Here is a 13461-nt window from a genome sequence, read left to right as displayed (position 1 = left end):
CCATCGCGAGGACCCTCGAGGTCGACCTCCATGATCTCCAGCGGCTTTCCGGCGGCGACGGCAACAGCGGCGCGCGTTTTCATCAGGCAATCCTCCCAAGACAGTCTGCAATCCAAGTTAGATTTAACTTACCATTCAGCTTCGCGCTATGCACGAAGCGACGTTCCGACCCCGGATTTTCGTCAGCGCCCGCCGATCTGCATGCGGGATAGGCTCCGACTTTGCCTTGACCGCCCTTCTGAAGCCCATAAAACGGGAAGCCCGTAAAAAAAGGGCAGCCGAGGGACGAGGCCTGCATGTTCACAAAGATCCTGGTCGCCAACCGTGGCGAGATCGCCTGCCGCGTGATCAAGACGGCGCGCAAGATGGGCATCGTCACCGTCGCGGTCTATTCCGATGCCGACCGCGACGCCGTGCATGTCGAAATGGCCGACGAGGCGGTGCATATCGGGCCTTCGCCGGCCGCGCAAAGTTATCTGGTCCCGGAAAAGATCATCGCCGCCTGCAAGGCCACAGGAGCAGAGGCCGTGCATCCCGGCTACGGTTTCCTGTCCGAGCGGGCATCCTTCTGCGAAGCGTTGGAGCAGGAAGGCATCGTCTTTATTGGCCCGAAGCCTAAGGCCATCAAGGCGATGGGCGACAAGATCGAATCGAAGAAGTTCGCCAATACGGCCAAGGTGTCGACGGTGCCCGGCTGGCTCGGCGTCGTCGAGAACGCCGCCCATGCCGAAAGAATAGCCGGCGAAATCAGCTATCCCGTGATGATCAAGGCTTCGGCCGGCGGCGGTGGCAAGGGCATGCGCATCGCCTGGAGCAAGGCAGAGGTGCGCGACGGCTTCGACCGGGCGCGGTCGGAGGCCAAAAGCTCGTTCGGCGATGACCGCGTCTTCATCGAAAAGTTCATCGTCGATCCGCGCCATATCGAAATCCAGGTGCTCGCCGACGCGCATGGCAACACGCTCTATCTCGGCGAGCGCGAATGCTCGATTCAGCGCCGCAACCAGAAGGTCGTGGAGGAGGCGCCGTCGCCGTTCCTCGACGCCAAGACCCGCAAAGCCATGGGCGAGCAGTCGGTGGCGCTGGCCAAGGCCGTCGACTACCAGAGCGCCGGCACGGTCGAGTTCATCGTCGACAGCGACAAGAACTTCTATTTTCTGGAAATGAACACGCGGCTGCAGGTCGAGCATCCGGTGACGGAGCTCATCACCGGCATCGACCTGGTCGAGCAGATGATCCGCGTGGCGGCAGGCGAAAAGCTCGCCATCAAGCAGAGCGACGTCAAGCTGAACGGCTGGGCGGTGGAAAGCCGCCTCTATGCCGAAGATCCGTATCGCAACTTTCTGCCGTCGATCGGCAGGCTGACGAAATACCGGCCGCCGAAAGAGGGAAAATTCGGCGAAATCGTCATCCGCAACGATACCGGCGTTACCGAGGGCTCGGAAATCTCGATGTTCTACGACCCGATGGTCGCCAAGTTGTGCACCTGGGCGCCGACGCGGCTGGCGGCGATTGATGCGATGTCGGAAGCGCTGGACAGTTTCGTCGTCGACGGCATCGAGCACAACATACCGTTCCTGGCGGCGCTGATGCAGCATCCGCGCTGGCGGGAAGGGCGGCTATCGACGGCGTTCATCGCCGAGGAGTATCCCGACGGCTTCGCGCCCATTGTGCCGAACAGCGAAGAAAACGCGGTGCTGGCCGCGATCGCAACCGCGGTCGAACTGCTGCGCCGCGACCGGCTCGACCGGCTGGGCGGGCGGCTGGCGCCGCATTCGGGCGCCTTGAAACGCGACTGGGTGGTGAAGATCGGCCGGGATTATCTTTCGGTTGCCATCGTCGAAGGGATGATTTCCATTCCGATGGAGCTCGACCTCACAATCGACGGTGGCAAGGCACTGACCGTGGCATCCGACTGGCGGCCGGGCGATCTCATCTGGCGCGGCACGGTCGGCGGCCGCAAGGTCGCGGCGCAGGTCAGGCCGGTGCTGAACGGGTTCCGCATCGCCTGGAAAGGCATCTCGGTGACAGCCCGCGCCATGCTGCCGCGCACTGCCGAGCTCGAAAGGCTGATGCCGGAAAAAGTGGCGCCGGATACCTCGAAGATGCTGCTTTGCCCGATGCCCGGCCTCGTCGTGTCGATCGCCGTTGCCGAGGGGCAGGAGGTCAAGGCCGGCGAGACGCTTGCCGTGGTCGAAGCGATGAAGATGGAGAACGTGCTGCGCGCCGAGCGCGACCTCATCGTCTCGAAGCTCAACGCCAAGCCCGGCGACAGCCTTGCCGTCGATGCGGTGATCATGGAATTCGCGTGAGGCTGTAATCTGCTTGAGGTTGGTGGGACAAAGGGGAGCGAAGGAACGCGATCCTGCAATTGGTTGAGCACGCTCGCTTGAGGAGGGACAAGGCGAGGGGCGTGCGGAATTCGCTTTTTTTGCCCTCACAACGTATTTTGTTCTTGCTTTGTGCCGGCAGCTATGCTACTAATTTGGATATGGTGCTAAATGGCCCCAACACCCGCCCGCTGTGGCGGGTTTTGTGTTTCCGGCCTGAGGTTGGCGGGACTGCGCCCCTCTCTGTCCTGCCGGACATCTCCCCCACGAGGGGGGAGATCGGCAGCTTCGGCGGTTGCTCTAAACGTCCAAAGCTCCAATCGCTTCTGCTGGACTCATGTTATCTGCTGCCGGACAATACATCTTGATCGACTGAGTCCCTGTGAGGCGGCGCGAAAAAACCATGGCGGATGAGAGACTTCCACGCGATCCCTTGCTGCGCGAGGCCTATGCAAAGGCATCGCGGGCAGAGGCGGAGGCGCGTCGGTTCATTCATCTGCGCGTGCATTCGGCCTATTCGCTACTCGAAGGTGCCTTGCAGCTCGGCAAGATCGTCGGCCATGCGGTGCAGGACGAATGCCCGGCAATCGCCGTCACCGACACCAACAACCTGTTCGGTGCGCTGGAATTCGCGCAAAAGGCAGTGAAGGACGGCATACAGCCGATCATCGGCTGCCAGATCGACCTCGCCTTTTCCGGTGAGGCGAACGACAGCCAGCGCGACCGCAGGCGGCAGGGGCCGGAGATGCGGCCGGTGGTCCTGATCGCCGCCACCGAGGCCGGCTACGGCAATCTGGTCAGGCTGGTCAGCCGCGTCTACCTTGAGACACCGCCCGGCGAGGCGGTGCATCTGACGAGCGAGATGCTGCAGAGAAATTCCGACGGTCTGATCTGCCTTACCGGCGGGCCGCGCGGTCCGATCGGCAATGCCTTGAAAGAGGACCGCCGTGAACTCGCCGAGACCCGGCTGCTGGCGCTCAAGGGTCTGTTCGGCGACCGGCTCTATGTCGAACTGGAACGGGTCTCCGGCTACGACCGCGCGATCGAGCAGTCGTCGGTCGATCTCGCCTACCGCCACGATCTGCCGCTGGTTGCCACCAACGAAGCGTTTTTCTTCTCTCGTGAAGACTATGAGGCGCATGACGCCCTGATCGCCATCGCCGAAGGTTCCGTGGTTGCGGCCGATAATCGCCGCCGCCTGTCGCCCGACAATTTCCTGAGAAGCCAGGCCGACATGGCGAGGCTGTTCGCCGACCTGCCGGAAGCGATCGACAACACCGTCGAGATCGCACTGCGCTGCTCCTACTATCCGCAGACACGAAACCCGATCCTGCCGCGCTTTGCCGGCCGCGATGTCGCCGATGCCGATGCGGCGGTCAAGGCGGAGGCGCAGGAGCTTGCCAGGCAGGCGCATGAAGGGCTGGCGGCGCGGCTGGCGGCGCACGGGCCGACGCCCGGCTATACAGTCGAGCAATATCGCGAGAGGCTGGATTTCGAGCTCGGGGTCATCGAGAAGATGAAATATCCCGGCTATTTCCTGATCGTTGCCGACTTCATCAAATGGGCCAAGGCGCAAGGCATTCCGGTCGGCCCGGGCCGCGGATCAGGCGCCGGCTCGCTGGTCGCGTATTCGACGACCATCACCGACATCGATCCGCTGCGTTTTTCGCTGCTGTTCGAGCGCTTCCTCAATCCCGATCGCGTGTCGATGCCCGACTTCGACATCGACTTCTGCCAGGACCGGCGCGAGGAGGTCATCCGCTACGTCCAGCAGAAATACGGCCGCGACCAGGTCGGCCAGATCATCACCTTCGGTACCCTGCAGGCGCGCGCCGTGCTGCGCGACGTCGGCCGCGTGCTGCAGATGCCTTACGGACAGGTCGACAAGCTGAGCAAGATGGTGCCGTCGAACCCGGCCAATCCGGTCAAGCTCGCCGACGCCATCGCCAACGAGCCGCGCTTTGCCGAGGAGGCCGAGCGCGAGCCGATCGTACAGACGCTGCTCGACACGGCGCAGAAGCTGGAAGGTCTGTACCGTCACGCCTCGACTCATGCCGCCGGCATCGTCATCGGCGACCGGCCGCTGTCAGAACTGGTGCCGATGTACCGCGATCCGCGCTCGGACATGCCGGTCACCCAGTTCAACATGAAGTATGTCGAGCAGGCCGGGCTGGTGAAGTTCGACTTCCTTGGCCTGAAGACGCTGACCGTGCTGGACAGGGCGGTCAAGCTGATCCGCCGCCGCGGCATCGAGATCGATCTCGCCCACATTCCGCTCGACGACCCGGAAACCTACGCCATGCTGTCGCGCGGCGAAGTGGTCGGCGTGTTCCAGGTGGAAAGTGCCGGCATGCGCAAGGCGCTGATCGGCATGCGGCCCGACTGTATCGAGGACATCATCGCGCTGGTTGCGCTCTACCGGCCGGGACCGATGGAGAACATCCCGACCTACAACGCCAGAAAGCACGGCGAGGAGGAGATGGCGTCGATCCACCCGAAGATCGACCATCTCGTCAAGGAGACGCAAGGCGTCATCGTCTACCAGGAACAAGTGATGCAGATTGCGCAGGAGCTCTCCGGCTATTCGCTGGGCGAAGCCGATCTGCTGCGCCGCGCCATGGGCAAGAAGATCCGCGCCGAGATGGACAAGCAGCGCGAGCGCTTTGTTTCGGGCGCGGTCGAGCGCGGCGTCGGCAAGCCGCAAGCCGACTTCATCTTCGACCTGCTGGCAAAGTTTGCCGACTACGGTTTCAACAAATCGCATGCCGCCGCCTATGCCGTCGTCTCTTACCAGACCGCCTATCTGAAGGCGCATTACCCCGTCGAATTCCTGGCGGCATCGATGACGCTCGACATGGGCAATACGGACAAGCTCGCCGATTTCCGCCAGGATGCGCTGCGCCTCGGCATCGAAGTGGTGGCGCCGTCGGTGATGACGTCGTTCCGGGATTTCGAGGTCGGCGAGAATCGCATCTTCTATTCGCTGGCCGCGCTCAAGGGCGTCGGCGACGCCGCAGTCGAGCACATCGTCGCCACGCGCGGCGAAAAACCGTTCAAGAGCCTCGCCGATTTCTGCGAAAGGGTCGATCCGAAGATCGTCGGCAAACGCGTCTTCGAGAGCCTGATCATGGCCGGCGCGCTCGACTGCTTCGGTCTCGACCGGGCGGCGATGATGGCCGGCGTCGAGCGGATGATGGGGCTGGCGTCCTTGGCGCAGCAGAATGCCGTCACCGGCCAGCACGACATCTTTGGCGCCTCGCTGGGCGCACAGTCGCAGGCACTCAACTTGCCGGCGACCGACCCCTGGCTCGCCGCCGACCGCCTGCACCGTGAATTCCAGGTGGTCGGGTTCTATCTCTCGGCGCATCCGCTCGACGAATACAAGGCGGCGCTGCAGAAAATGCGGGTGCAGACCTGGGCCGAATTCTCGGCCGCCGTCAAACGCGGTGCGGCCGCCGGCCGGCTCGCCGGGACGGTGACCACCAAGCAGGAACGCAAGACGCGCACCGGCAACAAGATGGGCGTCGTGCAGTTTTCCGACACGTCCGGCCAGTATGAAGCGGTGCTGTTTTCCGAGGGACTGGCGCAATATCGCGACCTGCTCGAGCCCGGCCGCTCGGTGGTCATCACCGTTTCGGCCGAGGACAGGCCGGAAGGCGTCAATCTGCGCATCCAGACCGTGCAGTCGCTGGAAGACGAGGCAAGCCGCGTCCAGAAAGCGCTACGCATCTTCGTGCGCGACGCAGCACCGATCGGCACGCTTGCCGGCCAGCTTGCCGTCAAGGGCGAGGGACAGGTAAGCTTTGTGCTGATAAAGGACGACGGCCAGGGGGAGGTCGAGATCGAATTGCCCAGTCGTTATCGTATCTCGCCTCAGATCGCGTCAGCCATGCGCGCGGTGCCGGGCGTGGTTGAAGTGGAGCTGGTTTAAGATACCGAAACCTTCGGGTTTTGGCGATTGGGGGGTGCCATGGATGAACGCGCAGCCGCTTTCGAACTAACACGGATGGTCAACGGGTACCGCGTCTCGCAGGCGATCTCGGTCGCCGCGACGCTCGGCATCGCCGACCACATCAAGGGCGGCAAGCGCTCGGCAGCAGATCTTGCAAGCCTGACCGACACACATCCGCGCGCGCTCTATCGGTTGCTGCGGGCGCTTGCGGCGGTCGGCATATTTCACGAGGCAGAGGACGGGCAGTTCTCGCTAACGCCGCTTGGCGCCGCCTTGCGCTCCGATGCTGAGTTTTCCGCTGCACCCTGGGCCGCCTTCGTCGGAAGGCCCTATTACCGGCAAGCGTGGAGCGAACTGCTCTACAGCATCCAAACCGGCAAGAACGCATTTCGCCACGCGCATGGCAAGGGCGTCTGGGAATACCGGGCAGAGCATCCAGAGGAGTCCGCTATCTTCGATCGCGCCATGGCAGCGAATTCGCGCGGCGTGGCGGCAGCCATCCTGGCGGCGTATGATTTTTCGTCGTTTCCGGTCATCATGGACGTCGGCGGTGGCCAGGGCGCGCTGCTTGCCGAAGTCCTGGCCGCGACCCCGGGCAGCCGCGGCATCCTTTTCGACCAGCCGCATGTGGTAGCGCCGGCCGCCTCGGTGCTGGCGGCGAAAGGTGTCGCCGATCGCTGTGAGATCGTCGGAGGCGATTTCTTTGCCGAGCTGCCCGTGGCGGCCGACGCGCTGCTGCTCAAATGGATTTTGCATGACTGGGACGACGAGACCAACGTCGCGATCCTGCAAAACTGTCGCCAGGCGATCCGTGCGGGCGGCAAGTTGCTGGTTTTTGAGGCCGTGCTTGAGCCGCCCAATCAGGGGGCGAATGCCAAATTCTCCGACCTCAACATGCTGGTCGCGCCCGATGGCCAGGAGCGGACGGCCGATGAATTCAAGTCGCTGCTGGCAAAGGGTGGCTTCGAGGTGACCGAGATCATCCAGGCAGGGCCACGCATCAGCGTTGTAGAGGCAAGGCCGGTTTGATCGCGGCTGAAGCCATTTGCCGCAACCGCCGGGATCGGTCGGATGGCGCAAGCTTCCGCCTGCGCTGTCCACTGGACGTCTGTCGCAGCGAAGGCTATCGCGATCGTCATGAAGGTAGCTGACAAGAACGGAGCCCAAGATATTTCAGCCTTGGCCCGGCTGCGCGACATGTTGCGCAAGCTGTATCACGGGCGCACAGCGGCGGCGTTCCGGTTTCAGCTTGCGGCTGTTGTCATCGACCTTGCCATCATTGCCTTTTTCATCGCCACGCCGGTGATCCAGAAGTCGTCTTCGTTCCTCTGGCTGGACTACTCCGTGGCAGCACTTGTCGCCGCCGACATGATTGCCCGGCTGCTTGCCTCCAACGACATGCTGCGCCTGATGAAACAGCCGGCGTCGTGGATTGATGCCTTCATCCTGCTGACTCTGCTGATGCCTACGGCGCTGGCCAATCTCGGTTTTTTGCGCATCCTGCGGCTGTGGTCGCTGTCGCGTAGCGGCGCGCTGTGGCGATTTCTCGAGATGCGCGTTTCAGGCGATGGCGCGAGGCGAGCCGTGCGGTCATCAATTTCCTGACATTCCTCTTTGTCATCACGGGTTTCGTCTACACCTTCTTCTTCCGCACCGTGGGTGGTCTCGAGGGCTATGTCGATGCGCTGTATTTCACGGTCGCCACGGTCACCACGACCGGTTCGGTGACATCGTCCTGCCCGGTGTGGCCGGCAAGCTCACCGCGATCGCCACCATGATCATTGGCATATCGCTGTTCGTCCGGCTTGCACAGGCGCTCTTCCGTCCCACCAACGTGTTCTTTCCTTGCCCGCAATGCGGGCTGCAGCGGCACGAGCCCGACGCCGTTCATTGCAAGGCCTGTGGGCACGTTCTGAACATACCCGACGACGGCGATTGAAACGCAGGGCTACGCTGCCGCCACTTCCGCAGGTTTGGCGGCTTTTTTCTGCAGATTGAGCAGATTGCCAAGCAGGATCAGCAGGGCGCCGCCGGCGGTGAAGGCGTCGATCTGCTCGCGATAAAGCAGCCATCCGATCATCGCCGACAGCGGTACGCGCAAAAAGTCCATTGGCGAGATGACCGTCGCATCGGCATAGACAAGTGCGCGGGCCATGCAGAAATGCGACGACATGCCGGTAAACGCGATCAGCAGGATCCACGGCCAGAGCTCGAGCGACGGGTTGCGCCATTCGTAAAGCGCCGGGACGAGGCCAAGCACCGACTGGATGATCAGCATCCAGAAGATGATGCGCACGACGCTGTCCGTCCGCGTCAGCGACTTGACGAGAACCACCGAGACGCCGAAGCAGACCGCTGCTCCCAGCACGATAACATGCCCCGGATTGACCGCGCCGACGCCCGGACGCACGATGATCACCACGCCGATCAGCCCCAGCACGATCGCCGCCAGCCTTGGCCGGGAGAGCCTTTCGCCGAGGAAAGCTACCGCCAGCAGCGCAGTCCAGATCGGCGTCGTGAATTCGATCGAGATCAGCACCGCAAGCGGGATCAGCGTCAAGGCATAAAGCCAGGCAGCCTGGCCGGTATAATGGACGACGTTGCGGGCGAGATGGGCCAACGGGCGTCCGGTGCGCATCGCCGGAAAACCGCCTGACATCATGACCAGCGGCAGCAGGATGAAAAAGCCGATCACCGAGCGCAGCTCGAGCACCTGGAAGACGTTGAGTTCTGCCGTCGTGGCGCGGCCGGCCACCGACATCGCCAGGAACGAGGCGATCGACAGCGCCATCCAGAACGCGGCCTTGGGGATCGAGGGTGCGGGTGCCATGGGCGCTATGTCGCAAGCCGGCGCTTTCATCGCAACCGCTAGCCGGCGCATTCGACTGGGCCAGCCGTGAAGCGTTGCAAACAGTGATGTTGAAGCCGGAACCCGCTGCTGAGGGAAGCGTTGGTCCCTCAGTGTTTGCGTGCTGTGTTTTGGATACCAACGAGGAGCGGTCCGATGAAATCACTTGCACGATTTGTACTTGCCGGGTGCCTGACGGCCGGGGCCGGCGCAGCGCATGCCGACGATCCGGATTTTCTTCGCTCATTCCAGGGGAATTTCGCCGGCAAAGGCACCGTCAAGGTCACCACCGATGCGCCGACGGTGAATGTCTCCTGTCATTTCAATTCCGACGCAACGTCGAGCTCGCTATCGCTCGACGGCAGCTGCCGCGGTCTTATCGTGGTGACGCGCGCCATCAGCGCCGATCTCAAATCGAGCGGGACGAAATACACCGGCACCTATGTCGGATCGCGCACCGGGCCGGCGCAATTGAGCGGCAGCCGCTCCGGCAACGCGATCAATCTCGGCATTCGTTGGGCCAAGGAGGTCAATGGCGACCGCAGGGCGCAAATGACTGTTGAGAAAACCGGCGAGGACGGCATGCGGCTGACCGTTATCGATACCGATCCGAAAACCGGCAAGAGTGTGGTGACCAGCAGGATCGATCTGCGGCGCACCTGACTATCACTCCTCGACCGGTTCGGGCGGATGGGCATCGCGGCCCTTGCCGAAGGTATAGCCGGTTTCCACCGCCCTGCGGCCGAACTTGCCGCGCAGCGTATCGATAGCGCCTTCGGCCATGGCGCGCTTGCGTGACTGGACGTCGACCAGATCGGGCGGGTCCGCCCGGTCATCGTCGGAGAGGTCGCTGACGCCAATGCCGAGCAGCCGGTATTTCGTGCCGTCGGCCTCCTTGCGCAGCAGTTCGAGCCCGGTCTGAAAGATGCGGTCGGCCAGCCGGGTCGGATCGCCGAGCTGGCGATTGCGCGTACGGATCTTGAAATCCTGGGTCTTCAGCTTGAGGACGACGGTGCGTCCGGCAATGCCGGACTTTTTCAGCCGGGCCGAGACTTTTTCCGACAGCGCCCTCAGCACCGAAACCAGGTCGTCGACGGAGGCGATGTCGGTGTCGAAAGTGGTTTCCGCCGAGACGCTTTTCGCGTCCTGGTCGGGAACGACGCGACGGTCGTCCTCGCCGCGCGAGAGCCGGTAGAGCCGGTCACCCATAACGCCGTAGCGGCGCATCAGATCGCCGCGCTCCATGCGCTGCAGCTGGCCGATGGTGCGGATGCCGTCGCGCTCGAGCGTGACGGCAAAGGCCTTGCCGACCCCCCAGATCAGCGTCACCGGCTGCTCGGCCAGGAAGCCGATAGCCTCGGTCTCGCCGATCACCGAAAAGCCGCGCGGCTTGCGGAAGTCCGATGCCACCTTGGCCAGGAACTTGCAGTAGGAAAGGCCAGCTGAAACGGTGATGCCGATCTCCTTTTCCACGCCGAGTGCGAAGCGCGCCAGCACCACCGCAGGCGGCAGGCCATGCAAGCGCTCGGTGCCGGCGAGGTCGAGAAAGGCCTCGTCGATCGAGAGCGGCTCGACCAGCGGCGTCAGCGCCTGCATCATGGCGCGCACCTCGCGGCCGACGCGCACGTATTTTTCCATGTCCGGCGGGAGGACCACCGCTTCGGGACAGGCTTCGAGCGCCTTGAACATCGGCATTGCCGAGCGAACGCCATGGATCCGGGCGATGTAGCAGGCGGTGGATACGACGCCACGCTTGCCGCCGCCGATGATCAATGGCCGGTCCTTCAACGCCGGGTTGTCGCGCTTTTCGACCGCCGCGTAGAACGCGTCGCAGTCGATATGGGCAAGGCGCAACCGGTAGAGCTCCGGATGGCGCGCGAGCCTTGGACTGCCGCAGCGCTCGCAACGGCGTGCCTCGCTGCGCTGAAAATTCAGGCAGTCGCGGCAAAAACCGTGTTCGGGGTTGTTGACAGGAGCCGCCATCGCTGCGAACATAAAGAGAACAAATGCAATGGTACGTCAGGACGGACGCCACGACAAGGCGGTGGGCCGGGAGAGAGCTCATGAATACGACCATAGCGCCGCTAGTGCCTGAGCTTTGGGCGGATTTCGAGGATCTTTTCGGCAAGCAGGGCGCCTGTTACGGCTGCTGGTGTACGCATTTCCGGTTAGCGCCTGCGGTGCGCCGCGCGAGCAATCGCGAGCGCAACAAGGACCACATCAAGGCGCGAATCGAGGCCGGGCCGCCGCCCGGCCTGTTGGCTTTCGAGGGTGGCCAGGCGGTCGGCTGGATGCAGATCGGCCCGCGTGCCGACGTGCCCGAATGGAACAACCAGGGCAGGGGGTCGGCGCCGATCGACCCCGCCGACGCCGCCGATCCGGGCGTCTGGGCGATCTCCTGCTTCTTCATCCGCACCAAGGCACGCGGCAGGGGCCTGTCGCACCGCCTGGTCCAAGGCGGCATCGAGTTCGCCCGCCAGAACGGCGCGCGCCTGATCGAGGCCTGCCCCATCGACCTGTCGAAGGATTCGCGGTCGATCGGGCTGTTCGTCGGCTCGTCGCGGGTCTTCGAAAAGGCCGGGTTCCAGCGGTTGGTCGAACGCAAGCCGGGCCGACCGCTGGTGCGGCTGGTGCTTTAGCAGCCGCCGCAACACATAGGCCTTCTCTTGCGGCGGCGATGGTATTTGCCTACCAGTGACAGAGCGGCTTGAGGGCCGCGACTAAGTGAGGATCGACATGAACCGCGTTTTGCCAGTTGTTTTACTTCTTGCCTGCAGCGCACCGGCCTTCGGCCAAGCGGTCGACAGGCAAGGCGCGAAGCAGCTTTCCGACGATCTGGCGCACTATATCGGCAAGAAGCCGTTCGACATTGGGTTCGTGAAAATTTCAGTCGACGGCGATGCCTACAAGCTCGCTTTCGACTTCAAGCCGGTCACGGATTTGATGGCAAAGCAGCAGGCCTTCAAGTTCGACGTCACGCCTTACTTCATCTTGGTCAAGCCACGCAAGGATGGACACTGGGACGTTTCAGCGGACGTGTCCCCGAAGGGGTCTATCGATTTCGTTGGCCCTGAGGGGGCGCAGCACATCGACTTCTCCGTGTCGGACAACAAGTTCACCGGAGTTTATGACCCTGACCTGGCCGCTTTCGCGAGCGCAACCGGTTCGATGGCTGGCATGACGATGACCACCCGAGAGCCTAAGCAGCAGGCGGATGTCACGGTCGGCGCTGGCACTGCCGCAATAGTTTCGACCAAATCCGCAAATGGCGGCATCGATTTCACGGTGACGGAAAAAATAACGAACTTCGCCGAAACGATCAAAGTCAACGGTCCCAAAAATGGGTTGAGTTTTCCGGCTGCTGTAAAAGCGCCTGAACTTTCCGTGGACGCGACCGGCAAGGGTTTGCGGACAAAGCCGCTGCTCGACCTGCTTGCTTTCATCGTGGCGACTGATGATACAGCCAAATTCAAGGCGGATGAGGCGGAGTTCAAATCGCTTCTGACGGCAGCACTGCCATTGTGGGAGCGGATCGACGGCACCTACGGCTTCAAGGACTTTGTGGTCGAGAGCCCGGTAGGCAAGTTCGGTGCGACGCAACTGAATACCGCCGTCGGCATGGACGGCATCGCCAAGGACGGCAAGATCAACTACGCGTTCAAGGTTTCCGGCCTGACAATGCCACAGCAGGTGCTGCCCAGCTGGAGCGTTGCGTTGCTGCCGACCGATATCGCCCTCAACTTCGGCGGCACCAACATCGATCTGGACAGCATGGCGAAGAAAACCATCGAAACCCTTGATTTCAGCAAGGATCCACCGCTGCCGGCAGATTTCGGCAAGCAGATCTTCGCCGATTTCCTGGCCAAGACGCCAAAGGCCACTCTCGGACACAGCACGATCAAGAACGGCAATATCGAGATTGCGATGGAAGGTGAAATGACGTTCCCCGGCAAGAAGCCCGAGACGAGCATGACCATCGATGTCGCGGGCTATGACAAGATCGTGGAGGCTCTGCAGACGGCGGCCAAGACCGAACCGGAAGCGGCACAGTATTTTCCGTTCGCACTCGCCGTCAAAGGGTTCGGCAAGGCACTGCCGGATGGTCGACTGGAATGGATCATCAATGCCAAGGCAGACGGCTCGGTCACGGTCAACGGCGCCATGCTGAAGCCGGCCGATGCCGTTCAGGACAACCCCATCATGGACCCAAGCGATGTTACCGTTCCGGATCATGGCTCGGGCGAGAATGACGATGGCGGGGCAGGGGCGAAGTTGAAACCCTAAATGCCGAGGTTGGAGCGGTTCATCGTTTCACGAAAACGCCGATCCGCTCC

The 13461-nt window shown here is 62.7% G+C and carries 8 protein-coding genes and 1 pseudogene; 7 read left to right on the top strand and 2 right to left on the bottom strand.

Annotated features, from left to right (window positions below; all coding sequences use genetic code 11):
• The first annotated feature begins 296 nt into the window (after nucleotides 1-296).
• From NKH78_RS16020 to NKH78_RS16005, 4 genes and pseudogenes are all read left to right on the top strand, one after another.
• Nucleotides 297-2309 carry an acetyl-CoA carboxylase biotin carboxylase subunit gene (locus tag NKH78_RS16020; RefSeq protein WP_352691085.1) on the top strand — a complete coding sequence of 671 codons (2013 nt, stop codon included), beginning with the start codon at nucleotides 297-299 and terminating at the stop codon, nucleotides 2307-2309.
• A 421-nt stretch (nucleotides 2310-2730) separates the two neighbouring features.
• Nucleotides 2731-6258 carry a DNA polymerase III subunit alpha gene (dnaE, locus tag NKH78_RS16015; RefSeq protein WP_352736657.1) on the top strand — a complete coding sequence of 1176 codons (3528 nt, stop codon included), beginning with the start codon at nucleotides 2731-2733 and terminating at the stop codon, nucleotides 6256-6258.
• 39 nt (nucleotides 6259-6297) lie between these two features.
• A complete protein-coding gene (locus NKH78_RS16010; protein ID WP_352691088.1) occupies nucleotides 6298-7308 on the top strand; it encodes a methyltransferase in 1011 nt (336 codons plus the stop codon).
• Between the two features lie 108 nt (nucleotides 7309-7416).
• A pseudogene (locus tag NKH78_RS16005) lies at nucleotides 7417-8218 on the top strand (ion channel).
• A 9-nt stretch (nucleotides 8219-8227) separates the two neighbouring features.
• Here NKH78_RS16005 and NKH78_RS16000 read toward each other — a convergent pair.
• A complete protein-coding gene (locus NKH78_RS16000; protein WP_352736655.1) occupies nucleotides 8228-9109 on the bottom strand; it encodes a DMT family transporter in 882 nt (293 codons plus the stop codon).
• 174 nt (nucleotides 9110-9283) lie between these two features.
• Between NKH78_RS16000 and NKH78_RS15995 the strand changes: the two genes are divergently transcribed.
• On the top strand, nucleotides 9284-9790 hold the full coding sequence (locus NKH78_RS15995) for a hypothetical protein (protein WP_352479038.1): 507 nt from the start codon (nucleotides 9284-9286) through the stop codon (nucleotides 9788-9790).
• Between the two features lie 3 nt (nucleotides 9791-9793).
• Here NKH78_RS15995 and NKH78_RS15990 read toward each other — a convergent pair whose 3' ends face one another.
• Entirely contained in the window at nucleotides 9794-11122 is a 1329-nt protein-coding gene (locus tag NKH78_RS15990; protein ID WP_352650470.1) for a DNA polymerase IV, read from the bottom strand.
• Between the two features lie 68 nt (nucleotides 11123-11190).
• Here NKH78_RS15990 and NKH78_RS15985 point away from each other — a divergent pair, with 68 nt between their 5' ends.
• Together NKH78_RS15985 and NKH78_RS15980 are read left to right on the top strand one after the other, a co-directional pair.
• Entirely contained in the window at nucleotides 11191-11766 is a 576-nt protein-coding gene (locus NKH78_RS15985) for a GNAT family N-acetyltransferase (protein ID WP_352508837.1), read from the top strand.
• Nucleotides 11767-11863: 97 nt separating this feature from the next.
• Nucleotides 11864-13411, top strand: coding sequence for a hypothetical protein (locus NKH78_RS15980; protein ID WP_352736653.1), 1548 nt, complete (start codon nucleotides 11864-11866; stop codon nucleotides 13409-13411).
• Nucleotides 13412-13461: the final 50 nt, after the last annotated feature.

The organism is Mesorhizobium sp. M0910, assembly GCF_040319465.1.
In the GTDB taxonomy this organism is placed as follows: Bacteria; Pseudomonadota; Alphaproteobacteria; order Rhizobiales; family Rhizobiaceae; genus Mesorhizobium.
This window is presented reverse-complemented; position numbering and strand designations above follow the sequence as displayed.

Excerpts from the sequence above, each read along its gene's own strand:
- NKH78_RS16000 (WP_352736655.1), bottom strand. The coding sequence starts at position 9,109 with ATGGCACCCGCACCCTCGATCCCCAAGGCCGCGTTCTGGATGGCGCTG.
- NKH78_RS15985 (WP_352508837.1), top strand. The coding sequence starts at position 11,191 with ATGAATACGACCATAGCGCCGCTAGTGCCTGAGCTTTGGGCGGATTTC.
- NKH78_RS15980 (WP_352736653.1), top strand. The coding sequence starts at position 11,864 with ATGAACCGCGTTTTGCCAGTTGTTTTACTTCTTGCCTGCAGCGCACCG.
- NKH78_RS15995 (WP_352479038.1), top strand. The coding sequence starts at position 9,284 with ATGAAATCACTTGCACGATTTGTACTTGCCGGGTGCCTGACGGCCGGG.
- NKH78_RS16010 (WP_352691088.1), top strand. The coding sequence starts at position 6,298 with ATGGATGAACGCGCAGCCGCTTTCGAACTAACACGGATGGTCAACGGG.
- dnaE (WP_352736657.1), top strand. The coding sequence starts at position 2,731 with ATGGCGGATGAGAGACTTCCACGCGATCCCTTGCTGCGCGAGGCCTAT.
- NKH78_RS15990 (WP_352650470.1), bottom strand. The coding sequence starts at position 11,122 with ATGTTCGCAGCGATGGCGGCTCCTGTCAACAACCCCGAACACGGTTTT.
- NKH78_RS16020 (WP_352691085.1), top strand. The coding sequence starts at position 297 with ATGTTCACAAAGATCCTGGTCGCCAACCGTGGCGAGATCGCCTGCCGC.